Below are 25,794 nucleotides of genomic sequence, written 5' to 3' on the forward strand. Positions count from 1 at the left end.
TGGGCCGCAGGGGTCCGATGCCCGGCGGTCAAGAAGGGGACCCCATCATGGTGCGCCGCCGCATCCTCACGAGCGCCGCTGTCGGTCTGCTCCTCGCCCTCGTCGTGGCCATCGTCGGCCAGGTGTACGCCGCCGGGCTCCCCGACCAGTACACGGCCCAGTCGGTCGTGCTGTTCGGCTCGCGCCCGACCGAGAACGGCAGCATCGCGAGCTCGGACTCGGTCCAGGCGGCCGCGGCCGGCTACGTCGCGTACCTGTCGGCGCCGTCGACGCTGCGTGAGGTGGCCGACGGGATCGGCGAGTCCCCAGCGGTCCTCAAGGACGGCCTCACCGTCACCCAGCTGCCGGCCACCGGCACCATCCGGATCGACTTCGAGACCACCGACCCCGACCGGGCGGCCCGGGCTTCCAACGCGCTGGCCACGTCGATGGCCGCGCGCACCGTGAGCGACCCCGTGGTCTACGGCCAGGTGCTCGCCCGCGCCGCCGTGCCGCTGCAGCCGTCGGGGCCGCCGCGCACGATCCTCCTCGTCGCGACCATCCTGGTCGCCCTGCTGCTCGGAGCCGGCGCCGCCACCGCCGCCTGGGCGGCCCCCACCTACCTCGGCCGCCGTCGCGGTACCGGTCTCCACGACAGCGCGACCCACCCGGTGGACGCCGGTGCCGTGGTCGCCGCCCCGGTCGTCGCCGCGGCGACGACCCCCGTCGAGGCCAGGCCCGTCGCTCCCACGGCCACGGCCTCCGAGGCCGCGCCGCAACCCACCGACGATGCCGTGGCCCGGCGCCTGGCCGCCGCCACCGCCCCGCACCAGGCCGTCGGCCACCACCAGGACGAGGCGGTCGCCACCGACGAGAACTCCTCAGCCGCAGCGCAGGACGAGGCCGCCGACCAGGCGGACGACGCGGCCACCGCCCCGACCGACTCCGCGACCGACGGCGAGGGGGCCCAGCAGGCTCACCATGAGGCGGATGGGACCGACGAGGCCGACGAGACCGCCGTCGCGCACCTTCCCGGTCTGAACGGCTCGGCCTCGCGCCCCGGCCAGGGCGCTCCCCGTGGTCCCCGCCGCCGCACCACGAAGGCGCGCAAGAACCGATGAGCACGTCCTCCGGCCATCGGGTCCCCCCGGGGCCGGACGCCGGCGACCGGGCGCCCCTCCGCGTGCTGGTCGTGGCGCCGAAGGGCTTCGTCGGCGGCGCCGAGGCCTGGCTGCTGTCGATCCTCGGCGCCGCCGGGAGGCGGCTGTCGGTCGACGCGGTCGTCCTCGACGACGGGCCACTGGTGGAGGAGCTCGCGTCACGCGGCGCGAGGGTCACGGTGCGGCCCACCGGCCCCCGCCCCCTGGACCTCCTGAGCGCCGGCGGCTCCCTGCGCACAGTGCTGCGCCGGGCCGACCCCGACGTCGTGCTCGCCAACGGCATCAAGGCCGCGGTCGCCGTCGGGCCCGTGGCGTGGGCCGCCGGGGTCCCGCTGGTCTGGGTCCGGCACGACCCGAGCTTCGACCCCACCCTCGGCCGTGTCGTGCACCGGCTGGCCACCCGCACCGTCACCGTCACCCCGCGGGGCGGTGCCGACGTCGAGCACCCGGGCGCCCTCGTCGTCGCTCCGCCCCTGCTGGCCGAACCGCTCCCCCGGGCCGAGGCGCTGGAGCGGCTGCACGCGCTGGGTGTGCCCGACGGCGACCACCTCCTCCTCGGGATGACGACCCGCCTCGCCCCCTACAAGGGGCTCGACACCGCCATCCGCGCCCTCGCCCGACCCGGGGCCACCCGCTGGCGGCTCGTCGTCGCCGGCGTCGACGACCCCGGAGCCCCCGGCGAGCAGGCCCGCCTCGCGGCCCTCGCCCGTGAGGCGGGCGTCGAGGACCGCGTCACCTGGCTCGGCTCCGTCGACGGCGCCGGCCGTCTGGCCGCCGGCTTCGACGCCGTCGCCCTGCTCACGCGGGCCGGCGTCCCGGGGTACCCGTCGGCCGAGGGCCACCCCCTCGTCATGATCGAGGCCCTCGCGGCCGGCACGCCCGTGGTCACCGACCCGCGCACCGTCCCCCCGGCCCGCGACGCCGCCACCGCCCGCGGCTGCGCGCTCGTCGACGCCACCGACCCGGTCGACGTCGCCGCCGCGCTGCATCGGCTGGCCGAGACCGACGCCCGAGCGGCCGTGGCCGCCGAGGCCGGTGCCGTCGGGGCCGTCCACCCCCGGGCGCCCGAGGTCGCCGACACCATCGTCACCGTCCTGCGCGAGGCCGCCACCCGCCCCGGCGCGGGGGAGGCCGACGGCCCGGCGGTCACCGTCGTCACCACCGTCCTGAACGAGGCCACCGGGGTCGACGAGCTGCTCGAGCTGCTCGTCCCGCAGCTGCGCCACGACGACCGCCTGGTCGTGGTCGACGGCGGCTCCACCGACGGCACGTGGGAACGCCTGCAGGAGTGGGAGTCCCGCGAGCCTCGGGTCGAGGCGAGCAGCGCACCGGGCGCCGGGATCTCCGCGGGGCGCAACATCGGCATCCGGCGTGCGCGTACCGCATGGGTGGCCTGCACCGACGTCGGATGCCGCCCGGAGCCCGGCTGGCTCGACGGCTTCCGGCGCGCCGCCGGCACCGGCCGCTACGACCTCGTCACCGGGGTCTACCGCGCCGGCGACGACGGCTCCGACTGGTCGCGCGCCCTGGCCGCGGTCGCCTACCCCCGCCCCGCCGAGCAGCGTCGCCGCACCCCGCTGGTCCGTACCTATGGGCGGTTCCTGGGGCGGGCCTACGACGCGCGCCTCTGCACCGGCCGGTCGGTGGCCTTCACCCGCGACGCGGCCGAGGCGGCGGGGGGCTTCCCCGAGCACCTGGCGACCGCCGAGGACGTGCGCTTCGGGATGGCCGCCGTCGACGCCGGCGCCCGGCCCGTGCTGTCGCTCGACGCCGAGGTCACCTGGGCCCAGCGGCCGACCCTCGCCGCCAACGGCCGGATGTTCCGCGGCTACGGGCGCGGCGACGGCCTCTCGGGCGACCGGGTCCTGGTGGGGCGCAACCTCGCCCGGGCCCTGGTCTTCGCGTCTCTCCCCGTCCTGGCCCTGCACCCGACCGGGCGGCGGCTGGCCGTCTCGGGGCTGGCCACCTACCTGTCGCTCCCGCTCGCGCGGGCCGCCCGCGGACCGCGCCCGCTGCCGACCATGGTGCTCGTGCCCGCCGTGGCGGCCTACCGTGACCTCATGAAGGCGCGCGGCTGCGCCGAGGGTCTGCTGCAGCGGCGTCGTGAGAGGACGCGGGCATGAGCACCCTCACCCCCACCAGAGCGCCGGCGCCGGCGCCCGGCGGCGGACGCCGGCCGACACTATCGACCGGCGCGGTCACCGGTGCCGCGGTCTTCCTCGCCGTGGCTCTGGTGGTGGTCATCGCCTGGCAGGGCCCCGTCGTGGCGCTGGCCGGCCTCGGCCTCGTCGTCGCCGTCGCCGTCGTCACCCGGCGAGCCTCGATCGCCATCTCGGTGCCGCTCCTCGCCGCCCCGGTGGCGCTGCACGAGATCCCCGGCGGCCAGGGGGCCCAGGTCATCCACCTGCTCCTGGTCGCGGTCATCGCCGTCATCGTGCTGGCCGGACTGCGCGGCCAGCTGCCCGCTCCCCCACGCACGGTGCTGGCGGGCCTGGTCTTCGTCGTCGCCCTGCTCATCACGACCCTCACCTCGATCGACCCGTTCCGCGGCCTCAAGGTGTCGGTCAACCACGTCCTCGGGCTGTTGGTCTGCGTCGCCGCCGCGGCGGTGGCGCGCCACTCCCACGCGTACCTGCGAGAGGTCCTGCGGCTGTGGACCCTCGCCTCGCTCACGGTCGTCCTGCCCAACCTGCCGGAGGCGGCGCGGGGCTCGGCCCGCTTCGGCGGCGCGATCGTCAGTGACCGGGCCCAGGGCGTCTTCGCCCAGCCCAACGACTTCGGTGAGTTCTCCCTCTACTGCATCGGTGCCGCGCTGGCCCTCACGGTGGCGGCCGAGCGGCGTCTCGACCGGGTCATCGGCATCGTCGGGGTCCTGGCCGGCACGGCGGCCCTGGGCCTGTCGTTCTCGCGCGGCTCCTGGATCGGCGCCGGCGCGATGGTGGTCCTCGCCTGCGTGCTCGCGCCCCGGCTCCTGCGCCGCCTCGTCCCGGTGGTCGCCGGCGCCTCGGTGGTGGCCGCCGTCGCCACCGCGCTGGCCATCCCCCCGTTCGGGCTGCTGGCCGAGCGGCTGGCATCCCTGACCTCCGGCGCCCCCAACCCGCAGGACGACCGCCCGGTCATCTACGCCGAGGCCTTCCGTCTCTGGCTCGAGCGCCCCTTCCTCGGGCACGGCCCTGGCACGTTCGCCCAGCTGGCCCAGGAGCCGGGCGCCCTCCTGGTGCGCCGACCCTACATCCACGCCCACTCGGTGCCCCTCGACCTCGCGGCCGAGACGGGCCTGGTGGGGGTCCTGGCCCTCGCCCTCGTCACGCTGACGGCGATGGTCGTGGTGCTGCGGGCACTGGGCCGCCTACGTCGTGTCGGCGACCCGCGGGCCGTGCGCGAGCGCACCACTCTGGCGGTCCTCGCGGCCCTGATGGGCGGGGTGGCCGTGCACGGGCTCATCGACGTCAACTACACCAACCCGTTCCTCATCCCGGTCGCGTGGACCATGCTCGGGCTCGTCCTGGGCACGGCCGCGAGGGCCCACGACGGCGGGTCGGCGCCGGGCCCTCGCGGCGCCGCGCGGACGGGCGTGGACCGCCCGTGAGCACCCCCTCGGACGTCGCGGCGCGCAACCCCGTCACGCGCCAGGTCGCCCGGGCGGGTGCGCTGACCGGGGTCGGCGCGGTGGTCTCGGCCGTCATGGGCTTCGCGTTCACGGTCGTGGCGGGTCGCAGCCTGGGCACCGCGGGCGCCGGTGTCGTCTTCGTCATCACCTCCCTCTTCACCATCGCCACGACCATGCTCAAGCTGGGTTCCGACACCACGTCGGTGCGGGTGGCGGCCCGGCTGGTGGCGCTCGGGCGGGGGCGCGACGTGCGCTCGGTCGTGCGCCGCCTGGGCGTCCCGGTGCTGGCCCTCACCCTGGTCACCGCCGCCGTCGTCATCGCCCTGGCGCCCGAGGTCGCGCGGGCCGCCCTCGGCCGCTCCGTGTCGACCCCCGGAGCCGTCGCGGGGGTCGTCGTCCTCGCGCTCCTCATCCCGGCGCAGACCATGACCGTCATCCTCCTGGCGCTGCTGCGGGGCCTGGGCGACATCCGCACGCTGGTCCTCGTCGACCAGGTCCTCAAGCCCACCCTGCGCGTGGTCCTGGTCGGTGCCGCAGCCCTCGTCGTGCCCGGGGTGCTCGGGGTCACCGTCGCCTGGGTGCTGCCGGTGGCGGCGGGCATCGTCGTCACGGTCGTCATCCTGCGCCGACGGCTCGACGCCGCCGAGGCCGTGACGCCGTCGCTGGACCCGGAGGCCCTCGACGCGCCCGACGAGTCGTCGTCGCGCGCGCTGTGGGCCTACACGCTGCCGCGGGCGGTGGCGCAGGCCCTCGAGATCGTCAGCCTGAGCATCGGCGTGACGTTGGTGGGCCGGCTGGCCGGAGCCTCCGAGGCCGGTCTCTTCGGGGCGGTCAACCGCCTGGCCGTCGCCGGCATGCTGGTGTGGCAGGCCGTCCGCATCGTCATCTCCCCCAACATCGCGGCCCTGCTCACGAGCCACGACGTCGACGGCGTGCGGCGCCTGCACCAGACCGGCTCCGGATGGATCGCCGCGCTGGCGTGGCCGGGCTACCTCGTGCTGGCCGCGGCCAGCCCCACCGTGCTGCGCCTGTTCGGCGACGACTTCGGGGCGGGCAGCGCCGCCCTCACCACGGTGGCCATCGCGATGCTGGTCCCCTCGCTCGTCGGGCCCGCCCAGTCGCTGGTCCTGATGGCCGGGTGGAGCACCCTCGGCCTCCTCGTCTCGGTGGCCGCGCTCGTCACGAACCTGGTCCTGATCTTCGCCCTCGTCCCCGAGCTGGGGGCGTTCGGCGCGGCCATCGCCTGGGGGGCGGCGCTCGTCGTCGAGAGCGCCCTCTACGTGGCCATCACGCGGGCCCGGCTCGGCATCTGGGCGGTCGGCCGCCCGGCGCTGGTCTCGGCAGCGGTCGCCACCGTCACGGTCGGCCTCCCCCTCGGGGTCGCCACCCTGTCGGGCGCCGGCGAGTACGTGGTCGTGGGCGTCGCGGCCCTGTCGCTGCTGGCGCACCTCGCCCTGCTGATGGTGCTGCGGCGCCACGTGCACCTCGACCAGTTCGTCCGGGCCCTGCGGCGTCGCGGGGCCCCCTCCTCCGAGAAGAGCCCGCGATGAGCACCCCGAACCCCCCGAAGCCCGTGCGCCAGGAGGAGGTGCCGAGCCGGCTGCGCTCGGTCAAGAAGAAGGTGCCCACGCCCGTCAAGGCGCTGGCCCGGCAGGCCACCCGGGCCGCCGGCCTCGCGACCGCGTCGCGGCGCACCGACCCCGACTTCCTCGTGGTCGGCACCAAGCGCGGTGGCACCACCTCGCTCTGGAACTACCTCGTGGACCACCCCGACGTGCTGCCGATGTTCCCGGCCGCGCAGGAGATCAAGTCGCCGCACTACTTCGACATCCACTACGACCGTGGCCGCCGCTGGTACCGCTCGCACTTCCCCACCGAGGCCGAGCGCGCGCGCCACGAGCGGCGCACGGGGCACCGGGCGCTGGCGGGCGAGGCCTCCCCCTACTACATGTTCCACCCGCTGGCGCCGCAGCGGATCGCCGCCGACCTGCCGGACGTCCGCCTCGTCGTGAGCCTGCGCAACCCGGTCGAGCGCATCTGGAGCCACTACCACGAGCGGGTCGCTGGGCACACCGAGACGCTGTCGTTCGACGCCGCCCTCGAGGCCGAGCCGGGACGCCTGGGCGGCGAGGCCGAGCGCATCGTCAGCGACGCCCCGCGCTACTACAGCCATCACCACGACCTGTCGTCCTACCTGGCCCGAGGTCACTACGACGAGCAGCTGCGCGTGCTGACCGACCTGTTCCCACCGCACCGGCTCCTGGTGCTGCGGGCCGAGGACTTCTACGCCGACCCCGCCGCCGAGCTGGCCAAGGTGTGCGCCCACCTGGGGCTGCGGCTGCACGGCGCCGACGCGTTCCCGCAGTACAACAAGCTGCCGCGGTCCTCGCTCCCCGAGGAGGCGCGGGCGCGGCTCGAGGACTACTACCGGCCGCACGTGCGCGCCACCGAGGAGATCCTCGGGCGCGACCTCGGCTGGTTCTGACCGCGCGGCCCGCTCAGACCTCGAGGGGCGTGGCCAGCGCGCCGCCGCAGTGGTAGACGTCGGGGCGCCCGGGCCAGATGCGGCCGGCCTCGTGCATCCGGTCGTCGAGCTCGTTGCGCCAGGTACCCGCGTCGTCGACCCAGTAGCGGGCCGCGTGGTCCCAGAGCCGGCGGTACCAGCCCTCCCAGTGCTCGTCGCCGGTGCGTCGCAGCAGGTAGGCCGCGATCTGGATGCCTTCGCACACCGGCCAGTGCAGCCGCACGTCGGCCACGGGCGTGCCGTCCCAGTCGACCGTGTAGACCAGCCCCGGGCGCCCGTCGAGGTCCCAGCCGCCGTCGAGGGCTCGCCGGGTGAGCGCCTCGGCGGCCTCCGCCAGCCACGGCGGTGACGCGACCAAGGGCGAGTCGTCGAGCTGTAGCAGGAAGCGGGCCCACTCGAGCGAGTGCCCGAAGGTCGCGCCGTACGGCCGGAACGGGTGCATCGGCTCGTCGCGGTTGTAGTCGAGCACGACCTGCCAGTCGGGGGTGTAGTGCTCGGGCAGCAGCCAGCCGTGGTCACGCGCCGCGCCGTCGATGAGGCGCGCGGCGATCGCGAGCCCGCGCTCGTGCCAGCGGGCCTCCTGCAGCGCGGTGCCCATGGCGAGGAAGGCCTCGAGGCCGTGCATGTTGGCGTTGGCCCCGCGGTAGTCCTCGGAGTCGCTCCAGTCGGGGGCGAACGACTCGCGCAGGGCCTGCGCGTCGTCGTCCCAGAGATGGGCGTCGACGACCTCGGCCACCTGCGCGAGGAGGCCGGCCGCCGCGGGGTGCCCGACCTCGAGCGCGGTGGCCGCGGCCAGCCCGACGTGAACGTGGTCGTAGGTCATCTTGCGGGTGACGCTGCCGGGCTCGCTGAGCCATCCGCCGTGCTCGGGGTCGGCGTGCAGGCCGGTGAGCGAGGTCATCGCGTGGTCGAGCAGCTCGCCCGCACCAGGGATGCCGTGCCGCACCGCGATGGCCGCGACGTACCCCATCCGCGCCGTCAGGAACAGCTGCGGCGAGCGCCCCGGCAGCGGGTCGCCGGCACCGTCGAGGTGGTGGAAGCCGCCCTCGGGCCGGATGGAGCGCAGCGAGAACGCGACGAGGTCGGCCAGGCCGCCCTCGAGCCAGGTGCGGTGGGCGGGGGTGTCGAGCCAGGACGTCACAGATCCTCCACGGAGAGCCGGTAGGTGAGCGTGTGGGTGGCGCCGGGGGCCACGGTGACCACGTCGGCGAGGGCGTTGGCGGCCTCCACGCAGACGAAGCGCGACCAGTGCCCCCCGATGTCGTCGATGCCGGCGGCCTTGCCGGCCCAGGGGTTCCAGACGACGCGGTCGGCCGCACCCTCGGCCTCGACGACCAGCCGCCGCCGCAGCACCGGGTCGCTGACGACCACCGGTGCGGTGGAGCGGTACACGCGGTCGGTCTCGCCGGTGAGGACGAGGTCGCCCTCCTGCACCCGGTCCTCGCCCGCGACCTTGTCGTGGAAGGCCGCGCCGTCGAGCCCACCCACGCGGACCTCGCGCACGTCGCCGACGGCGAGGTAGGCGTGCAGGGCCTCGCCCACGACGAACGGCTCGTCGCCCAGGTTGGCGGTGGTCAGGCGCAGGGTGAGCGCTGACCCGAAGGTGGCCTCGAGGTCGAGCCGGTACGGGTGCGGCCACCAAGGGCTCGTGGCCTCGTCGGGGGTGAGCCGGTGCGCGACGACGGTGACGTCGCCGTCGGAGGTGGTACCCAGGTACCGCCAGACCGCAGCGCGGGCGATGCCGTGCGCCGGCGCGTCGGGCTCCGGCCCGGGGCCGAACCAGGGCCAGCACACCGGGACCCCGGCGTGCGGCGGGCCTGCGGGGTCGGACCCGACGCCCGGGTGGGCGAACAGGACCGGGTCGCGCCCGGCCGGGGCCCAGCGCAGCACCAGCGCCCCGGTGTCCAGCACCTCCGCCGTGCCGGCAGGCCCGTCGACCCGACGGGAGGTGGTGGACGCGTTCACGCACCCAACCTACCGGCGCCGGCGGCCCGGCTGAACGGCTCAGGAGACCTCGGACCCGACCGTCTCCCGACGCGGCGGCGCACCGTCGTCCGCGTCACGAGCCTCCGCCCGGCGCTTGGCCACCAGGCTGGTCACCGTGACCAGGGCCAGGATGCCGATGATCACGCCCAGCGAGGCCAGGGTGGGCACCTCGGGGGTGGCCGGCCAGACGCCGTGGGCCCAGTGCAGGACGAGCTTGACGCCGATGAACGCCAGGATGGCCGCGAGGCCGAAACCCAGGTGCGCCAGCGCGCCGAGCAGGCCCTCGAGGACGAAGTACAGCGCGCGCAGGCCGAGCAGGGCGAACGCGTTGGTGGCGAACACCAGGTACGCGTCGCCGGTGATGCCGAAGACCGCCGGCACGGAGTCGACCGCGAAGACGATGTCGGTGCCGAGGATGGCGACGGTGACCAGCGCAAGAGGGGTGAGGGCACGCCGGCCGCTCTCCAGCACCGTCATCCGCGGGCCGCGGTAGTCGTCGACGACCGGCCGGAAGCGGCGCAGCAGCCTGACGGTGCGCAGGCTGCCGATGTCGACGGCGGCGTCCTCGTGCGACAGGGCGTCGCGCAGCACCTTGACGGCCGTGACCAGCAGGACGGCGCCGAACAGGAGGAAGGTCCACGAGAAGGAGGCGATCATCTGCGCGCCGAGGGCGATGAAGACGCCGCGCAGCACCAGCGCGCCGGCGACCCCGACCAGCAGCACTCGCTGCTGGAGCTCCTTGGGCACCGCGAAGGCGGTGAGCAGCAGCATGAAGACGAACAGGTTGTCGACCGAGAGCGACTTCTCGACGAGGTAGCCGGTGTAGTACTCGATGCCGCGGTCGCCGCCGTACCGGCTCCAGACGAAGACCCCGAACGCCAGCGGCAGCGCGATGTAGAAGGACGACCAGCCGACGGCCTCCTTCATCGAGACCTCGTGCGGCTTCCGGGTGATGACGAAGTCGAGGACGAAGAGCAGCAGGACGCCGCCGATGGTGATCCCCCAGAGCAGCGGGGTCCCGACGGAGTCCTGGGTGGCGGCCGGCTGGGCCGCCGTGAGCAGGGTGGGCAGGGTCGACATGGGGCTCCTCAGGGCATGGTGGTGCTGTCCTGAGGTCTCCTTCACCGCCTCTCGGGCGGCGCCGTACCGGGAGGGCCATGGGGCCCTCGTACTGACCGGAACGAGCTTGGGAAGTACTCCCCTCGTGCCCTCAGGATACCCTCAGGTTCCGGATTCCCCAAGCCCGCGCGGCGAGGACCCTGCGCGTCAGCGCCCCTTGACGGCAGCCAGCCGGTCGAGGGCCTCCTGGCGCTCGGCCGCGTGGTCGACGACCCGCTCCGGGTAGCCGTGCGTGTAGCCGTCGGCGTGCTCCCACGGCTGATGCGCCGCCTTGCCGGGCAGGTGCCGCAGCTCGGGCACCCACCGGCGCACGTACTCGCCGTCGGGGTCGAACTTCTCGCCCTGCGTCACCGGGTTGAACACCCGGAAGTACGGCGAGGCGTCCGTGCCCGTGCCGGCGACCCACTGCCAGCCGTGGTTGTTGGACGCGAGGTCGCCGTCGGCCAGGTGGTCGAGGAAGTGCCGCGCCCCCACCGGCCACCAGACGTGCAGGTCCTTGGTGAGGAAGCTGGCCGTGATCATCCGGACGCGGTTGTGCATCCACCCCTCGGCCAGCAGCTGGCGCATCCCGGCGTCGACCACGGGATAGCCGGTCTCGCCCCGCTTCCAGGCCTCGATGGCGTCCTCGGGCGCGTCGTAGCGCATGCCCTGCAGGGCCGGGCGCAGGTCGTGCCACGCGCTCCGCGGGTTGTGGTGCAGCACGTCGGCGTAGAACTCGCGCCAGGCCAGCTCGGTGCGGAAGGAGTCGGCGCCCGTGCCGCTGCGCTCGCCCAGCTGCGCCAGCAGGGTGCGCGGGTGCACGACCCCCAGCTTGAGGTAGGGCGACATCCGCGAGGTGGCGTCGAGGGCCGGTCGGTCGCGGTCGTCGTCGTAGCCCGCCAGGTGGTCGTCGCGGAAGGCCCGGAAGCGACGCAGCGCCGCGTCCTCGCCGGCGGGTGGGAGCGCGGGCAGGTCGGGCGCGGAGAGCGCGGCGTCGAGGGCCGCGGTGGCGTCGGCGTCGTTGCGGGCGTGCCGCAGCGGGAGCTCGCGCGGGGTGGGCGCGGGGTCGGGCCACCCGTGCCGGCGCCAGGCCCGCGCGAACGGCGTGAAGACCTTGTACGGCTCGTCGGAGCCGTTGGTGACGAGGCCGGGGCCGACGGCGTAGGGCGTGCCGGTCTCGACCCAGTCGACCCCGGTCGCGCCCAGCGCCTCCCGGACCGCGTCGTCGCGCCGACTCCCCGAGGGGGTGGTCTCGCGTGAGACGTGCAGCGACGAGGCCGAGACCCGCTGGGCCAGCGCCGGCAGCACCGCGCGAGGGTCCCCGTGCAGCAGGGTGAGCGCACCTCCCAGGGACTCGTCGAGGGCGCGCAGGTTGGCGGCCAGCCAGGCCCGCCGCACGGGGCCGCCGCCGTCCCAGAGCCGCGGATCGACGACGAACGCGATCACCAGGTCGGCGCCCCCGGCGGCGTCACGCGCGGCGAGCAGGGCCGGGTGGTCGCGGCGGCGCAGGTCGCGGCGCAGCCAGAGCACGGCGGTCACGGTGCCTCCTTGTCAGCTGAGACGGTCGAGGACGACCGGGAGCAGGAAGAGCATCCCGAGCGACCAGGTGAGGTGGGTGACGATGGGGCCGAGGATGCCGCCGGTGACCCGCCGCTGGAGCCCCACGACGACCCCGACCAGCGCCGCCGCGAAGACCAGCAGCGGGATGCCCGAGGTGGCGGTGACCAGCGCGTAGACGATGGTGGTGACGGCCACGGCGTGTCTGCGCCCGACGCCGGCGTACAGGGCGCCGCGGAAGTACAGCTCCTCGGCCACCCCGTTGACGATGGTGACGACCGCGACCACGGCCAGCGACCCGTACCGCGCGTGGTCGAGCAGGGTCAGCACGGGGTCGCGCAGGAACGGGATGCGGGCCACCACCACCGCCCCGGCGAGGAACAGCCCCAGCAGCATCACCCCGAGGGCCAGGGACTGCACCACGGCCCGGCTCTCGACGTCGCCGTGCCGGGTGTGGCCGCGCCCGAGGTGCAGGGGGCCGGAGACGAGCGCCCCCACGGCCCAGGCCGCCGCCAGGGCGAAGGTGGCGACGTAGAACATCGGGTCGCCGGGCTCGATGCGCAGCGCCCAGGTGAGCAGCGCCGCCCCGACCAGCAGGGTCACCACCACCACCACGCGCCGGCGCCGGAAGGCCCAGTCGGGCTCGGTGTGGTCCCGCGGGACGGGGTCGACGAGCGCCGCCCGGACGAACGAGCGCAGCTCGGTCACGGGGTGGAGGCGCCACCCGCCCGACGCCCGCGGACCCCCGGGGGCGCGACCACCGGCCGTCACGACGACGAGCCGCGGCCGCCTCCGGCCCACGAGGGGTCGGCCGCGTTCACCCGGGCAGGGTCGACGGTGCCGGGCTCCGGGCGCGGGTCGGCGTCGTCGCCGGCGATCGCGTCGGTGACGCCCCGGTCGTAGCCGAGCGGGCCACCGGCGGGAGCACCCACCAGGTCGTCGATGTCGTGCTCCTCACAGACGACCTCGTGCAGCAGGCTCTCGACCAACGGTTTGGCCAGCCCGGTGGGCACCGGGGTGACGAAACCGACCCACTGCGAGGCGAGCCGCGGCGTGAGCACGGGGACGGTGACGATGGTGCGGGGCATCAGCCCGGCCAGGCGCGCGAACCGCATGATCATCTCGCGGTAGGTGAGGACCTCGGGCCCGCCGATGTCGAAGGTGCGGGTGACCCCCGGCGGCAGGTCGGCCGCCCCCACCAGGTAGTGCAGGACGTCACGGACCGCGATCGGCTGGATGCGGTTGTCGAGCCACTTGGGCGTGATCATGAACGGCAGCCGGGTGGTCAGGTGGCGCAGCATCTCGAACGACGCCGAGCCCGACCCCAGGATGATGGCGGCCTGCAGGACCGCGGTCGGCACGCCGCTGGCCATCAGCAGGTCGCCCACCTCGACGCGGGAGGCGAGGTGGTCGCTGAGCGGCCCCTCGGCGGGGTGCAGCCCCGAGAGGTAGACGATGCGGCCGACCTCGGCCTCGAACGCCGCCCGGCCGAAGCCGGAGGCCATCTCACGGTCGCGCTCGACGAACCCGCCGTCGGCGTCCATCGAGTGCAGGAGGTAGTAGGCCACGTCGACGTCGGCGAGCGCCTGCGCGAGCGTCGAGCGCGACGTGGCGTCGCCCTCGACGACCTCGGCGTCGGCGAGCCACCAGCGGTCGCGGAGCTTGCCGGCGTCGCGGGTGAGCACCCGCACCGTCCACCCCTCCTCGAGCAGGGCCGGCACCAGGCGGGAGCCGATGTAGCCGGTGACCCCGGTGACCAGGGCCCGCCGGCCGGTGCCGCGTCGTCCGCTCACCGTCGGTCCAGCGTCTCCTTGAGCTGGGCGGCCGTGCGGTCGCCCAGGCGCTCCAGGAGGGGCTTCATGATCGGCCCGAGGAAGCGCGCCGGGCCGGAGAAGTCGAAGTCGGCCCGGTAGGTGACCGACGAGCCGGTGCCGTCAGGGCGGACGGTGATGGTGTCGTGGCTGGTCGTGGACCTGTTGCGGCCGACGATGACGAACTCGGGCTCGGCCACCTTCTCGGTCGTGTACTCGAGCTCGACGGAGTTGCCGGCGAAGGTCGAGACGTTCTTGTAGACCGTGCCCACCCCGCCGTCACCCGACACCCGCTCGCAGGAGTCGGTGCCCGCGTCCCACTCGGTGGCGTTGCGGAAGTCGACGAGGTACGGGAAGACCACCTCCGGTGCCGCGCTCGTACGGATCGTGCGTTCGACGGTCGTGGTCATGGGAGGCCTACCTTCTGGCGAGACGGATCTGTGCGACGTCCAAGTACCCGGTCGCGAAGCCTGCCTCACAGTACGCGAGGTAGAAGTCCCACATCCTGCGGAAGGTCTCGTCGAAGCCGTGCTGCTGGATCTCGCTCCAGTTGGCGTTGAAGGTCTCCCGCCAGCGGTGCAGGGTCTCGGCGTAGTCGGCGCCGAAGCCGTGCACCCGCTCGACGCGCAGCGTGGTGGAGTCGCGCGAGACGTCACGGATGGCCTGGAGCGAGGGGATCAGCCCGCCCGGGAAGATGTACTTCTGGATCCACCCGAAGCTGTGCTTGGTGGCCAGCAGCCGGTGGTGCTCCATGAGGATGGCCTGCACGGCCACCGCCCCACCGGGCGCCAGCAGCTCGTCGATCTTGCGGAAGTAGGTCGCCCAGTACTCCTCGCCCACGGCCTCGATCATCTCGACGCTGACGATGCTGTCGAACTGCCCAGTGGTCTCGCGGTAGTCCTGGAGCAGGACGGTGACCCGGTCGGACACGCCGGCGGCCTCGATCCGCTGCATGGCCAGGGCCCGCTGCTCGGCCGAGAGGGTGACCGAGGTGACCGTGGCGCCGCGAGCGGCGGCGCGTAGGGCGAGCTCGCCCCACCCCGTGCCGATCTCGAGCACGCGGCTGCCCGCCCGGACGTCGGCGGCGTCGAGGATGGCCTCGACCTTGCGTACCTGGGCCTCGTGCAGGTCCTGCTCGGCCAGCGGCCGGGCCGGGTCGAAGAGGGCCGAGCTGTACGACATCGAAGGGTCGAGGAAGGCGGCGAACAGGTCGTTCGAGAGGTCGTAGTGCGCGCTGATGTTGCTCCGCGAGCCCTCGAGGGTGTTGCGCATGGCCTGGGGGATGGCGCGGTCGACGACACCGCGCAGGGCCAGCAGCGGCTTGGGGACCAGCTCGCCCATCCGGGCCGCGAAGGGCATCAGGGCCTGCGCGAGGTCGGTGCCCTCGGCGGCCTTCCAGTCGCCGGCCATGTAGGCCTCGCCGAGGCCGATCTTCGGGTGGGCCTCGAGGCGGCGGAACATCGCGCGGGGGCGGACGACCTCGATGACGGGGCTGTCGGGGCCGCCGTTGCCGACCACGGTGCCGTCGGGGTAGCGCATCCGCACCGGCATCGGCTTGACGGCGACCTCGGTGATGGCCTTCGCGACGGCGCCACGAGTGAGGATGCGGGGGAAGCCGAGCCGCGGGGCGGCGAGCTCGAGGCGGGGCGTGTCGGCGGTCATCGCACACTCTCCAGGCTGTGGTCGGGACGGGGGCGGACGGGCAGCCTCCGCAGCCACAGCCAGATGCCGTGGACCCGGATGAGCCCGCTCACCCGCTGGGGCATCAGCGGGTACCGCAGCGCGGCCGTGGCCACCGCCGAGGTGGTCGCCCGCCTCGGCGCGCCGGTCACGGTCGCGGTCACCAGTGGTTCGTCGCGGACGCGAAGTCGGATGGCCACGCCGACCTTCGAGGGCGTCAGGGTGAGACGGATGGCGTAGTCGCCCTCGACGTCGTTGAACGGCGAGACGAAGAACTCCTTGGGGAGGTCGGCCCGGCCACCGGCGTCCGGGCGCAGCACGTAGGCGTGGCGCTGGCCGTAGGTGTTGTGGACCTCGACCAGCACGGCCCGCAGCGCGCCGCCGGGGGCGAAGACCCAGAAGGCGCTCATGGGGTCGAAGACGTGGCCCAGCACGCGGGCGTGGGCAAGCATCACGACCCGGTCGCCGGGGGTGGTGTCGACGCCGTCGCGCTCGAGCACCCGCAGGACGTTGGCCTTGAGCGCAGGGATGCCGGGGTTCGCCGACAGGTGGTCCTCGCCGCGGAAGCCGGCCACGGGGCGCAGCCAGCGCGGCAGGCGGGGCATCGCGTCGAGGTCGACCAGCCACTGCGTGTGCCGGTGACTGAACGAGTGCTTGACCGGGCGGAACCGGGTGTGGTGCACCGTTCCCACGACGAGCGCGGGCAGGGTGGGGAGGTCGGCGGTGCTGGTCACCAGGTGACCCCGAAGGCCGCGGCGGCCTCTACGCCCGAGCGGCAGCCGTCCTCGTGGAAGCCCCAGCCCTGGTACGCGCCGGCGAAGGCGGTGCGCTCGGTGGTGATCTCGGGGATGCGGCGCTGGGCGCGCACCGCGGCGAGGTCGTAGAGGGGGTGGGTGTACCGCATGGTGGCGACGACGCTAGCGGGGTCGATGCGCTCCGTGGCGTTGAGCGTCACGTAGAACGGCTCGCTCGCGGGCAGGCCCTGGAGGCGGTTCATCCAGTACGTGACGATGGCCCCCTGGGCGGGGTCGTCGCCGAGCAGGTAGTTCCACGACGAGCGCGCCAGGCGCGCCCGCGGCATCAGCGAGCCGTCGCGGTGCAGGACGGTCTCGTTGCTGCTGTAGCGGAACGCGCCGAGGACCTCCTTCTCGGCCGGGGTGGCATCGGCCAGGAGGCGCAGGGCGTCGTCGGCGTGGGTGGCCAGCACCACGCGGTCGTAGCGGTCGAGCCGGCCGGCGGCGGTGCGCACCTCGACGCCGTCGTGGGTGCGGGTGACCGCGGTGACGGCGTCGCCGCTGCGCACGTCGGCGAGGCGGGCGGCCAGGGCGTCGACGTAGGTGCGCGAGCCGCCCACGACCGTCATCCACTGCGGGGAGTCGCCCACCGAGAGCATCCCGTGGTGGGCGAGGAAGCGGAACAGGTAGCGAGCCGGGTAGTCGAGCGCGTCGCCCTCGCCGCTGGACCACACGCACGCCACGACGGGGATGGCGTAGTAGCGGACGAACGACTCCGGGAAGCCGTGCTCGCGGATGAACTCGCCGTAGGTGGTGGTGTCCTCGTCGTCGCTCTGCTCGAGGAAGGCGCGGGCGACGGTGTGGAAGCGCTTGACGGCCCGCAGCATCCCCACGTACTCACGGTCGAGGAGCTGGCGGGGGCGGGCCACGAAGCCCTTGACCCCCCGGCCGCCCGCGTACTCGAGCCCGGTGGCCTCGTCGCGGATGGACATCGACATCTCGGTGTCGTGCGTCTGCACGCCGAGCTCGCCGAAGAGGCGGCGCAGGTAGGGGTAGGTGCGGTCGTTGTGCACGATGAAACCGCTGTCGACCCGCAGGTCACCGGCGGCCGTGGGCACGGTGTGCGTGTGCGCGTGGCCCCCCAGACGGTCCTCGGCCTCGACCAGCGTCACGTCGTGCCGGGTGGCCAGGACATGGGCTGCCGTGAGCCCCGAGACCCCCGCCCCGACGACGACGACGCGCTCGCGCGCCGGGGAGCGCTCGGAGATGGACAGGGCAGGCATGGTCACGACCGTAGAACCTTTCGGAAAGACTCGTCAAAGGTTTGTCAAATCTACTCCCACGACGTACCGTCGTGGTCATGAGACGTTCGGTTCCGCCGTCGATGCGGATTGGTGAGCTAGCCGCCCGTGTCGGTGTGAGTACCCACGTCCTGCGGGCCTGGGAGTCGCGCTACGCCCTCCTCACGCCGACCCGCTCGCAGGGTGGCTACCGCCTGTACGGCGCCGACGACGAGCGCCGGGTCCGCGAGGTCCTCAGCCTGCGCGACCAGGGGGTCAGCGCGATGGAGGCCGCCCGCCAGGTGCTGGCGGCCGAGCGCGCCGGCACCGCGGCCGCCACCGGTGTCGCCGCCGAACCCGGCCCCGACGAGGCCCGGCCGCCGCAGGACGCCGAGGCGCGGCTCCGGCTCGACCCCCCGCTGCTCGTCGCGCAGCTCCTCGACGCCATCACCGCCCTCGACGAGGACCGCGCCCACGCCGTCCTCGACACCGCCTTCCTCGACCGGTCGGTCGAGAGCGCCGTCGTCGACGTGCTGGTCCCGTTCTTCGTGCGGGTCGGCGAGATGTGGGAGCTCGGCCGCATCGGCATCGCCCAGGAGCACTTCGCCAGCAGCCTCGTGCGCCGGCGCCTGGGGGCCCTGTCGATGACCTGGGGTCTCGGCACCGGCCCGGTGGCCGTGCTGGCCTGCCCTCCCGGGGAGTTCCACGACATCATCCTGATGAGCTTCGGGGTGCTGCTGGGGCGCGCCGGCTGGCGGGTCCGCTACCTCGGCGAGGACACCCCCGTCCCGTCGCTGGTCTCGGCCTGCCGGCTCACCAAGCCCGACGCGGTGGTGCTCGCCTCGCGCCGCCCGTCCGGCTTCCGGTCCCACGCGCGCCAGCTCAAGGCCCTGCACGAGCAGTTCCCGCTGTGGATCGCCGGCCGGGGCACCACCCCCCGGGTCCTCACCGAGATCGGCTGCAACCACCTCGGGCCCGACATCGTGGCCGACGTCGCGCTGCTCACCGAGGCCGCCCGCACCCGCCGGCGGGCCGCTGAGGCCGCCGCTCGTCAGGGCGCCCGCACCGCCGCCCCGGCCGCTGCCGTCCACCCCGCCGACCACGCCACGCCATCCGAGGCACGGTCGGACTCCGAACCGCTTGCGTGACCTCGCGGCACCTCGCCGCGCCCGCACCCGACGCCAGGAGCACCCATGACGCTGACCGACCAGGGCACGACGACGCCGACCGCCCGCTCCGCCGGGATCGCCGGGCGCATCGAGGCCGCGCTGCGCCCCCTCATCGCCGGGCCCTTGCCGGTGCGCCTGCGCGCCTGGGACGGGTCCGAGGCCGGGCCGGCCGACGGCACCCTCGTCGAGCTGCGCACCCCGCAGGCGCTCACCCGCCTGCTGTGGCACCCGGGCGAGCTGGGCGCGGCCCAGGCCTACGTCACCGGTGAGCTCGAGGTCGAGGGCGACATCGGCGACGCGCTCGACCTGGTCCGCGAGACCGTGGCCGCCCGCGACATCCCCCCGCTGACCGCCGCCCGGGTCGGCCGGTTGCTGCCCGACCTGGTGCGCCTCGCCCGCGACACCGGCGCCCTGGCCCGGCCCCCGGCCCCGCCGGCCACCCAGGCCGTCATCAAGGGCCGCCTGCACTCGCTGGCCCGCGACCGCGCGTCCATCAGCCACCACTACGACCTGTCGAACGACTTCTACCAGTTCCTGCTCGACCCCCACATGGCGTACTCGTCGGCCTTCTTCGTCGACGGCCCCGACATGCCGCTCGAGGCCGCGCAGGCCGCCAAGCTCGACCTCGTCTGCCGCAAGGTCGGCCTCACCGAGGGCACCCGCTTCCTCGACATCGGGTGCGGCTGGGGCTCGCTGTCGCTGTATGCCGCCGAGCACTTCGGGGCGCAGGTCACCGGTGTCACCATCGCCGCCGAGCAGAAGGCCTTCATCGACGCGCGGATCCGCGAGCGCGGCCTCGAGGACCGCGTGCAGATCCAGCTGCGCGACTACCGCGAGATCGACTCCGGCCCGTACGACGCCGTCGCGTCCCTCGAGATGGGCGAGCACGTCGGCGAGAAGAACTACGCCACCTACGCCTCGGTGCTCCACCGCAGCGTCAAGCCCGGTGGCTACGTGCTGGTGCAGCAGATGTCGCGCCGCGGCGTGCACCCGGGCGGCGGCCCCTTCATCGAGCAGTTCATCGCGCCCGACATGACGATGCGCCCGGTCGGCGAGACCCTGAACTACCTGCAGGACGCCGGCTTCGAGGTCCGCGGGGTGCACGCCCTGCGCGAGCACTACGTGTGGACCGTCGACGCCTGGCACCGCACCCTCGAGGAGAACTGGGACCGCGCCGTCGAGCTCATCGGCGAGGAGGGCGCGCGGGTCTGGCGCCTCTACCTGGTCGGCGGCTCACAGGCCTTCCGCGACAACCGGATGGGCGTCGACCAGCTGCTGCTGCGCCGCCCCGGTGGCCCGCCCGTCGTCTCCGACCCGGCGCGCTGATGGGCGCCGGCTTCTCGGGCGGGACGCTCGTGGTGGTGCTCCTGGCCTCGGCGCTGACGTCGCTGGTCGCGATGGCCGTCACGGCCGTCGTGGCGCGCAGCCGCGGCAAGTACGCGGTCGTCGACATCACCTGGGGGCTGGTCTTCGTCGCCATCGGCTGGGTCGCCTACCTGGTGGGGCAGCACTCGGCGCGCTCGCTGCTGCTGGCGGTGCTGGTCACCCTGTGGGGCGGCCGGCTCGCGTGGCACATCCGCGGGCGGGCGCTGGGCCAGGGCGAGGACCCCCGCTACGAGAAGCTGCTGTCGGCCGTGCCGCCCGAGCAGCGCTTCCGCTACGCGCTGATGCGCATCTTCGCCACCCAGGGCGTCGCGGCCTGGTTCGTCTCGCTACCGCTGCAGGTCGCCGCCGCCACCGACTCGGCGCTGGGCTGGGTCGCGGCCCTCGGCGTGGTCGTCTGGCTGGTCGGGGTGACCTTCGAGGGGGTGGGTGACGCACAGCTCAAGGCGTTCAAGGCCGACTCCTCGAACAAGGGCACGGTCATGGACCGGGGCCTCTGGGCCTGGACGCGGCATCCCAACTACTTCGGCGACTCCGCCGTCTGGTGGGGGATGTGGGTCGTCGCGGCCGAGGCGTGGCCGGGCGTGCTGACGGTGCTCTCGCCCGTGGTCATGACCTACTTCCTGGCGTTCGCCACCGGGGCCCGGCTGCTCGAGTCCGAGATGGCCAAACGGCCCGGGTACCCCGAGTACATGGAGCGCACCAGCATGTTCTTCCCGCTGCCGCCGAAGAAACGCTGACCCGACGCGCCGGGGGAGGCCCGTACCCGACGTGACCCATCGAGCACGCGGGGTAGGGCCGGAGGCGGCCTCAGGTCTGGTCGTCGACCGTCGCGTCCGCGGCGTTCTTCCTGACCGACTCGACGCCGTTCATGGCGCTGGCCTTGCTCTCGTAGGCCTCCCCGGTGGCGATCACCTGGCCGTTGCCTGCCTTGAGACGGAACCGGAACTTGCCGGCCTTGTCCTCGTAGACCTCGAACGTGCCCGCCATGACAGATCCCTTCGCCGGGCCCAGTGGTGGGGCCACGCTAGACCCGGGCGGGGCGCCTGCCAAGGGTCGCCGGCCGCTCTCCATCCGGCCGCGCCGCGCGTCAGGAGAGGGCCTGGGCGACCGCGTGGATGGCGACCCCGGCCAGCGCCCCGACGACGGTGCCGTTGATCCGGATGAACTGCAGGTCACGGCCCACGTGCAGCTCGATGCGCTCGGCGGCCTCGCGACCGTCCCAGCGGTCGACGGTGACCGAGATGACCTCGGCCAGCTCGCTGCCGTAGGTGTTGACGACGAACGAGACGGCCTCGCCGAGGCGCGCCTCGAGGCGTTCCTTCCACACCGGGTCGTCACTGAGCCGGCGGCCGAGGTGCTCGAGCAGCTCGTCGCCGCGGGCGTGGAAGTAGGAGCCCTCGTCGTCCATCGCCGTCTCCAGCGCGGTGCGGAACGAGCGCCACAGCCCCACGGCGGTCTCGGCGGCCTGGGGGTGGGTGAGCAGGCGTTCCTTGAGGGCCTCGGCGCGGGCCATGACGGCGTCGTCGTGCTGGAGGTCCTGGGCGAGACGCCGCAGGAGGTCGTCCAGGGCCAGCCGGGCGGGGTGCCGGTCGTCGCCGCGGATCTCGCGCAGGAAGGCCAGCAGCTGCTCGTAGGTCCAGCCGATGACCCGGTCGTCGAGCCACGGCGGGCTCCACCAGGGGGCGCGCGAGCCCAGGACGTCGGCGTAGGTGCCGGGGTTCTCGCGCAGCCAGTCGTGCAGCTCCTCGAGGCCGAGGTCGACCAGGCCGCGGTGGGTGCGCTCGGTGACGATGCCCTCGAGCAGGGCGCCGGCGATGGGGCTCACCGGTTCGCGGACCAGGCGCGGGACCAGGAAGTCCTCGACGAGCCGGCGCACCTCGTCCTCGTGCAGCCGGCCCAGGCCGGCGCGGGCGACCCGGACGACCTCGGTGAGGACGGTGGCGCGGTTGCCGGGGTCGGCCAGCCAGCGGCCCACGCGGTCGCTGACGTGGGCGGCAGCGAGCCGTTCGCGCGCGATGTCCTCGGTGAGGAAGTTCTCGGTGACGAACTCCTGGAGGCTGCGCCCGATCTCGTTCTTGCGCTTCGGGATGATCGCGGTGTGCGGCACCGGCAGGCCGAGCGGGTGGCGGAACAGGGCGGTGACGGCGAACCAGTCGGCCAGGGCGCCGACCATGGCCGCCTCGGCGGCGGTGTTGACGTAGCCCCAGACCCCGCCGTGGTCGAGACGCAGGGTGGCCAGGAAGACCACCGCCGCGAGGCCCAGCAGCGCGAGCGCGAGCAGGCGCATCCGGCGCAGCCCGGTACGGCGGCGCTCGTCGGCCGGGGAGGGCGCCATGAGACTCACGGCCCCGATCCTGCCCCACCCCGGGTCCTCGGCTTTTCGGGGTGACCCCGAAAAGTGCACCAGACAAGACCTGGCAGGCCGTGTCCCGTGCAGGAAGCCTTGCCTCGAGCCCGGGCCGTCCCGCTCCCGCGCCCCGCCACCCGGCCGGACGCCGCGCGCCTCCCGACGCCCCGCGCCCCGCCACCCGCCCGGATGCCGCGCGCCTACCCTGGGGCGGTGCGCTTCCTCAACGACCTGCTGCCCCAGCACGACCTCACCTACGACGACGTGTTCATGGTGCCGAACCGGTCGGCGGTCACGAGCCGGCTCGACGTCGACCTGTCGACCTCCGACGGCACCGGCACCACCATCCCGCTCGTCGTCGCCAACATGACCGCCATCGCGGGGCGCCGGATGGCCGAGACCACCGCCCGCCGCGGCGCGCTCACGGTCATCCCCCAGGACATCCCGGTGGAGGTCGTGGCCGAGGTCATCGCCTGGCAGAAGACCCGGCACCTGGTCTACGACACCCCGATCACCCTCGACCCGACCACCACCGCGGGCGAGGCGCTGGTCCTGCTGCACAAGCGCGCCCACGGTGCCGCCGTCGTCGTGCGCGGCGAGCGGCCGGTGGGCGTCGTGACCGAGTCCGACCTCACCGGGGTCGACCGCTTCACCCAGCTCTCCGACGTCATGGTCACCGAGATGGTCACGGTCCCCGACGGCGTCGACGTCGAGGAGGCCTTCGACACCCTCTCGCACGCCCGCCGTCGCCTGGCCCCGGTGGTCGCGCCCGACGGCCGGCTCGTCGGGCTGCTCACCCGCACCGGCGCCCTGCGCGCCAGCCTCTACTCCCCCGCCGTCGACGCCGAGGGCCACCTGCGGGTCGCCGCGGCCGTCGGCATCAACGGTGACGTCAGCGCCAAGGCCACCGCTCTGGCCGAGGCCGGCGCCGACGTGCTCGTCATCGATACCGCCCACGGCCACCAGGAGAAGATGCTCGAGGTGCTGGCCACCCTGCGCGCCCTCGACCTCGGGGTGCCGCTGGTGGCGGGCAACGTCGTCTCGGCCGAGGGCACCCGCGACCTCGTCGCCGCCGGGGCCGACATCGTGAAGGTCGGGGTGGGCCCGGGCGCCATGTGCACCACCCGGATGATGACCGCCGTCGGTCGCCCGCAGTTCTCGGCCGTGCTCGAGTGCGCCGCCGCGGCCCGCGAGCTCGGCAAGCACGTGTGGGCCGACGGCGGCGTCCGGCACCCGCGCGACGTGGCGCTGGCCCTGGCCGCCGGAGCCTCCAACGTGATGGTCGGCTCGTGGTTCGCCGGCACCCTCGAGTCGCCCGGCGACCTCTACACCGACGAGAAGGGCCGCCAGTACAAGGAGTCGTTCGGGATGGCGTCGGCCCGCGCGGTCCGCAACCGCACCGCCACCGACTCGGCGTACGACCGCGCCCGCAAGGCGATGTTCGAGGAGGGCATCAGCAGCGCCCGGATGTACGTCGACCCGGCGCGCCCCAGCGTCGAGGACGTCATCGACGAGATCATCGCGGGCCTGCGCAGCTCGTGCACGTACGCCGGCGCCCGGACGCTCGAGGAGTTCCACGAGCGCGCGACGGTCGGCATCCAGTCGACGGCCGGCTTCGCCGAGGGTCGCCCGCTGCACACCTCCTGGTGACCCGGCGCCCGCCCGGTCCCGGCGTGCGCCAGGATGGGCGCATGGCCTTCGACGTCGAGCGCATCCGGTCCCACTTCCCCGCCCTGGCCGAGGGCCTGGCGCACTTCGACGGACCGGGCGGCAGCCAGACCCCGGACGTCGTGGGCGCCGCCGTCGCGGGCACCCTCACCGCCGCCATCAGCAACAAGGGTGTTGTCACGGCCTCCGAGCGGCGGGCCTCGGCCGTGGTGGCCGACTGTCGCCAGGCCATGGCCGACCTCCTGGGCGCCGACCCGCGCGGCATCGTCTTCGGCCGCAGCGCCACCGCGCTGACCTACGACCTCTCCCGCGCCCTGGCCAAGCAGTGGGGCCCCGGCGACGAGGTCGTGGTGACCCGGCTCGACCACGACTCGAACATCCGCCCCTGGGTGCAGGCCGCCGAGACCGCCGGCGCCACCGTGCGCTGGGCCGACTTCGACCCCGCCACGGGCGAGCTGACGGTCGCCGACATCGAGGCCGTGCTCTCCGAGCGCACCCGCCTGGTGGCCACGACCGCGGCCTCGAACCTCATCGGCACCCGGCCCCCGACCCGCCACATCTCGGATGCCGTGCACGCGGTGGGCGCGCTGCACTGGGTCGACGGGGTGCACGCCACCGCGCACGCCTCGGTCGACCTGCGGGCCCTCGGCGCCGACGTCTGGACCTGCTCGCCCTACAAGTTCCTCGGCCCGCACTGCGGGGTCCTGGCGGCCGACCCGGCCCTGCTCGAGACCCTCCACCCCGACAAGCTGCTCCCCTCGGCCGACACCGTGCCCGAGCGCTTCGAGCTGGGCACCCTCCCCTACGAGCTGATGGCCGGGGCCACCGCCGCCGTCGACTTCCTGGCCGGGATGGAGGACCTCGACACCCCGGTCACGCCCGCCGGCCGCCGCGAGCGCCTCGAGACCTCGTTCGCCGCCCTGGAGGCCCACGAGGAGTCGCTGCTGTCCGTCCTCGAGCCGGCCCTGCGCGCGATGCCCGGCGTCACGGTGCACTCCAACGCGGCCCACCGCACCCCCACCCTGCTGTTCACCGTCGAGGGCGTCGACGGGATGGACGTCTACCGCGGGCTGGCCGAGCACGGGGTCAACGCCCCGGCCAGCAGCTTCTACGCGCTCGAGTGCTCGCGGCACCTCGGCCTCGGCGACGGCGGCGGCGTCCGCGTGGGGCTGGCGCCCTACACCAACCGCGGCGACGTCGACCGGCTGCTGGCCGGGGTCGCCGACGTCATCGGGCGTCGCGGCTGAGCGGGAGCGCCCGCAGGTAGCGCCGGGTGTAGACCTCCTGCACCCGGTGGGTGACCGGAGCCCCCCACCGCGACAGCAGGATGCCGGGTCGCGAGAACGCGCGCACGTGGGCCCGCACGGTGCCGTCGGGGTCGAGGACGACCTCGAACAGCTCCTCGCCGCTCTCGGGGTGCCCGGGGAGCGTCCCGTAGGCGAACCCGCGGCGTCGGGGCTCGTCGACGACGTAGACCACCCGCACCGGCACGTCGGCGGGCCACCAGCCGATCCGCAGGGCCGCCTCGTCGCCCGGGGCGACCGGGCGGCCCTCCGCCGCCGTCGTCGTGCGGATGCGGATGCCCGCGCCCCGCTGCATCCCCCACTGCTGCACGTCGTCACCGGCCCGCTCGAAGAGGGCGCTGCCGGTGCCGATGACCGCCCAGCGGTCCACGGCCCGGAAGCCCGCGGGCGGCCGGTGGAGGAGGTCGTCGCGCGCCGTGGCGCCGACGTCGGGGTAGGTGAGAGCGGCGGGGGGCGGGTCGAGCGGGCGGGCCATGCCGGCATCGTCGCACCGCGCCGCCA

23 protein-coding genes are annotated in these 25,794 nt (G+C 74.5%); 10 read left to right on the forward strand and 13 right to left on the reverse strand.

Annotated features, from left to right (window positions below; genetic code table 11):
* Positions 1–47 precede the first annotated feature (47 nt).
* The 5 genes from ATL31_RS07605 to ATL31_RS07625 are packed head-to-tail and all read left to right on the forward strand — an operon-like array spanning position 48 to position 7,234.
* Positions 48–1,100 carry a YveK family protein gene (locus tag ATL31_RS07605; protein WP_158239806.1) on the forward strand — a complete coding sequence of 351 codons (1,053 nt, stop codon included), beginning with the start codon at positions 48–50 and terminating at the stop codon, positions 1,098–1,100.
* Positions 1,097–3,262, forward strand: coding sequence for a glycosyltransferase (locus tag ATL31_RS17090; protein WP_101395242.1), 2,166 nt, complete (start codon positions 1,097–1,099; stop codon positions 3,260–3,262). Before ATL31_RS07605 ends, ATL31_RS17090 begins: the two co-directional genes overlap by 4 nt.
* Positions 3,259–4,728: an O-antigen ligase family protein gene (locus ATL31_RS07615; RefSeq protein ID WP_101395243.1), complete on the forward strand. Its 1,470-nt coding sequence runs from the start codon at positions 3,259–3,261 to the stop codon at positions 4,726–4,728. The genes ATL31_RS17090 and ATL31_RS07615 overlap by 4 nt, the downstream gene beginning before the upstream one ends.
* Positions 4,725–6,299: an oligosaccharide flippase family protein gene (locus ATL31_RS07620; protein ID WP_101395244.1), complete on the forward strand. Its 1,575-nt coding sequence runs from the start codon at positions 4,725–4,727 to the stop codon at positions 6,297–6,299. The genes ATL31_RS07615 and ATL31_RS07620 overlap by 4 nt, the downstream gene beginning before the upstream one ends.
* A complete protein-coding gene (locus ATL31_RS07625) occupies positions 6,296–7,234 on the forward strand; it encodes a sulfotransferase family protein (RefSeq protein ID WP_101395245.1) in 939 nt (312 codons plus the stop codon). The genes ATL31_RS07620 and ATL31_RS07625 overlap by 4 nt, the downstream gene beginning before the upstream one ends.
* Before the next feature lie 13 nt (positions 7,235–7,247).
* Here ATL31_RS07625 and ATL31_RS07630 read toward each other — a convergent pair whose 3' ends face one another.
* From ATL31_RS07630 to ATL31_RS07675, 10 genes are all read right to left on the reverse strand, one after another.
* Positions 7,248–8,414 carry an AGE family epimerase/isomerase gene (locus ATL31_RS07630; protein WP_158239807.1) on the reverse strand — a complete coding sequence of 389 codons (1,167 nt, stop codon included), beginning with the start codon at positions 8,412–8,414 and terminating at the stop codon, positions 7,248–7,250.
* Complete coding sequence (locus tag ATL31_RS07635; RefSeq protein WP_101395246.1) at positions 8,411–9,238, reverse strand: D-hexose-6-phosphate mutarotase; 828 nt, start codon at positions 9,236–9,238, stop codon at positions 8,411–8,413. The genes ATL31_RS07630 and ATL31_RS07635 overlap by 4 nt, the downstream gene beginning before the upstream one ends.
* A 39-nt stretch (positions 9,239–9,277) precedes the next feature.
* Positions 9,278–10,339 carry a TerC family protein gene (locus ATL31_RS07640; protein ID WP_101395247.1) on the reverse strand — a complete coding sequence of 354 codons (1,062 nt, stop codon included), beginning with the start codon at positions 10,337–10,339 and terminating at the stop codon, positions 9,278–9,280.
* A 186-nt stretch (positions 10,340–10,525) separates the two neighbouring features.
* Complete coding sequence (locus ATL31_RS07645; RefSeq protein ID WP_101395248.1) at positions 10,526–11,896, reverse strand: cryptochrome/photolyase family protein; 1,371 nt, start codon at positions 11,894–11,896, stop codon at positions 10,526–10,528.
* A gap of 12 nt (positions 11,897–11,908) precedes the next feature.
* Positions 11,909–12,622: a CPBP family intramembrane glutamic endopeptidase gene (locus ATL31_RS07650; RefSeq protein WP_101397367.1), complete on the reverse strand. Its 714-nt coding sequence runs from the start codon at positions 12,620–12,622 to the stop codon at positions 11,909–11,911.
* A gap of 59 nt (positions 12,623–12,681) precedes the next feature.
* A complete protein-coding gene (locus ATL31_RS07655) occupies positions 12,682–13,707 on the reverse strand; it encodes an NAD(P)H-binding protein (protein ID WP_101395249.1) in 1,026 nt (341 codons plus the stop codon).
* Positions 13,704–14,135: an SRPBCC family protein gene (locus ATL31_RS07660; RefSeq protein WP_101395250.1), complete on the reverse strand. Its 432-nt coding sequence runs from the start codon at positions 14,133–14,135 to the stop codon at positions 13,704–13,706. Before ATL31_RS07660 ends, ATL31_RS07655 begins: the two co-directional genes overlap by 4 nt.
* 7 nt (positions 14,136–14,142) lie before the next feature.
* Complete coding sequence (locus ATL31_RS07665) at positions 14,143–15,387, reverse strand: SAM-dependent methyltransferase (protein ID WP_101395251.1); 1,245 nt, start codon at positions 15,385–15,387, stop codon at positions 14,143–14,145.
* On the reverse strand, positions 15,384–16,139 hold the full coding sequence (locus ATL31_RS07670) for a DUF1365 domain-containing protein (protein WP_245862100.1): 756 nt from the start codon (positions 16,137–16,139) through the stop codon (positions 15,384–15,386). Before ATL31_RS07670 ends, ATL31_RS07665 begins: the two co-directional genes overlap by 4 nt.
* Positions 16,136–17,422: an NAD(P)/FAD-dependent oxidoreductase gene (locus ATL31_RS07675; RefSeq protein ID WP_101395252.1), complete on the reverse strand. Its 1,287-nt coding sequence runs from the start codon at positions 17,420–17,422 to the stop codon at positions 16,136–16,138. The genes ATL31_RS07670 and ATL31_RS07675 overlap by 4 nt, the downstream gene beginning before the upstream one ends.
* Positions 17,423–17,523: 101 nt before the next feature.
* On the opposite strand from ATL31_RS07675, the gene ATL31_RS07680 reads away from it, so the two are divergent.
* The 3 genes from ATL31_RS07680 to ATL31_RS07690 are packed head-to-tail and all read left to right on the forward strand — an operon-like array spanning position 17,524 to position 20,711.
* Positions 17,524–18,567 (forward strand): MerR family transcriptional regulator, encoded by a 1,044-nt coding sequence (locus ATL31_RS07680; protein ID WP_281256277.1) that lies wholly within the window; start codon positions 17,524–17,526, stop codon positions 18,565–18,567.
* Positions 18,568–18,612: 45 nt separating this feature from the next.
* Complete coding sequence (locus ATL31_RS07685; protein ID WP_101395254.1) at positions 18,613–19,914, forward strand: SAM-dependent methyltransferase; 1,302 nt, start codon at positions 18,613–18,615, stop codon at positions 19,912–19,914.
* Positions 19,914–20,711, forward strand: a complete 798-nt coding sequence (locus ATL31_RS07690) for a DUF1295 domain-containing protein (RefSeq protein ID WP_101395255.1) — start codon at positions 19,914–19,916, stop codon at positions 20,709–20,711. Before ATL31_RS07685 ends, ATL31_RS07690 begins: the two co-directional genes overlap by 1 nt.
* Before the next feature lie 70 nt (positions 20,712–20,781).
* Here ATL31_RS07690 and ATL31_RS07695 read toward each other — a convergent pair whose 3' ends face one another.
* Both ATL31_RS07695 and ATL31_RS07700 read right to left on the reverse strand, forming a co-directional pair.
* Positions 20,782–20,961: a YegP family protein gene (locus ATL31_RS07695; RefSeq protein WP_101395256.1), complete on the reverse strand. Its 180-nt coding sequence runs from the start codon at positions 20,959–20,961 to the stop codon at positions 20,782–20,784.
* Between the two features lie 100 nt (positions 20,962–21,061).
* Positions 21,062–22,309, reverse strand: a complete 1,248-nt coding sequence (locus ATL31_RS07700; protein ID WP_342749483.1) for a DUF445 domain-containing protein — start codon at positions 22,307–22,309, stop codon at positions 21,062–21,064.
* A 225-nt stretch (positions 22,310–22,534) separates the two neighbouring features.
* On the opposite strand from ATL31_RS07700, the gene guaB1 reads away from it, so the two are divergent.
* Positions 22,535–23,971 carry a GMP reductase gene (gene guaB1 / locus ATL31_RS07705; RefSeq protein WP_101395257.1) on the forward strand — a complete coding sequence of 479 codons (1,437 nt, stop codon included), beginning with the start codon at positions 22,535–22,537 and terminating at the stop codon, positions 23,969–23,971.
* 41 nt (positions 23,972–24,012) lie between these two features.
* Positions 24,013–25,236: a cysteine desulfurase-like protein gene (locus tag ATL31_RS07710; protein ID WP_101395258.1), complete on the forward strand. Its 1,224-nt coding sequence runs from the start codon at positions 24,013–24,015 to the stop codon at positions 25,234–25,236.
* Here ATL31_RS07710 and ATL31_RS07715 read toward each other — a convergent pair.
* Positions 25,217–25,768: a DUF1990 domain-containing protein gene (locus ATL31_RS07715; RefSeq protein ID WP_101395259.1), complete on the reverse strand. Its 552-nt coding sequence runs from the start codon at positions 25,766–25,768 to the stop codon at positions 25,217–25,219. The genes ATL31_RS07710 and ATL31_RS07715 overlap by 20 nt on opposite strands.
* Positions 25,769–25,794: the final 26 nt, after the last annotated feature.

The sequence above is a fragment of the Phycicoccus duodecadis genome (genome assembly GCF_002846495.1).
In the GTDB taxonomy this organism is placed as follows: Bacteria; Actinomycetota; Actinomycetes; order Actinomycetales; family Dermatophilaceae; genus Phycicoccus; species Phycicoccus duodecadis.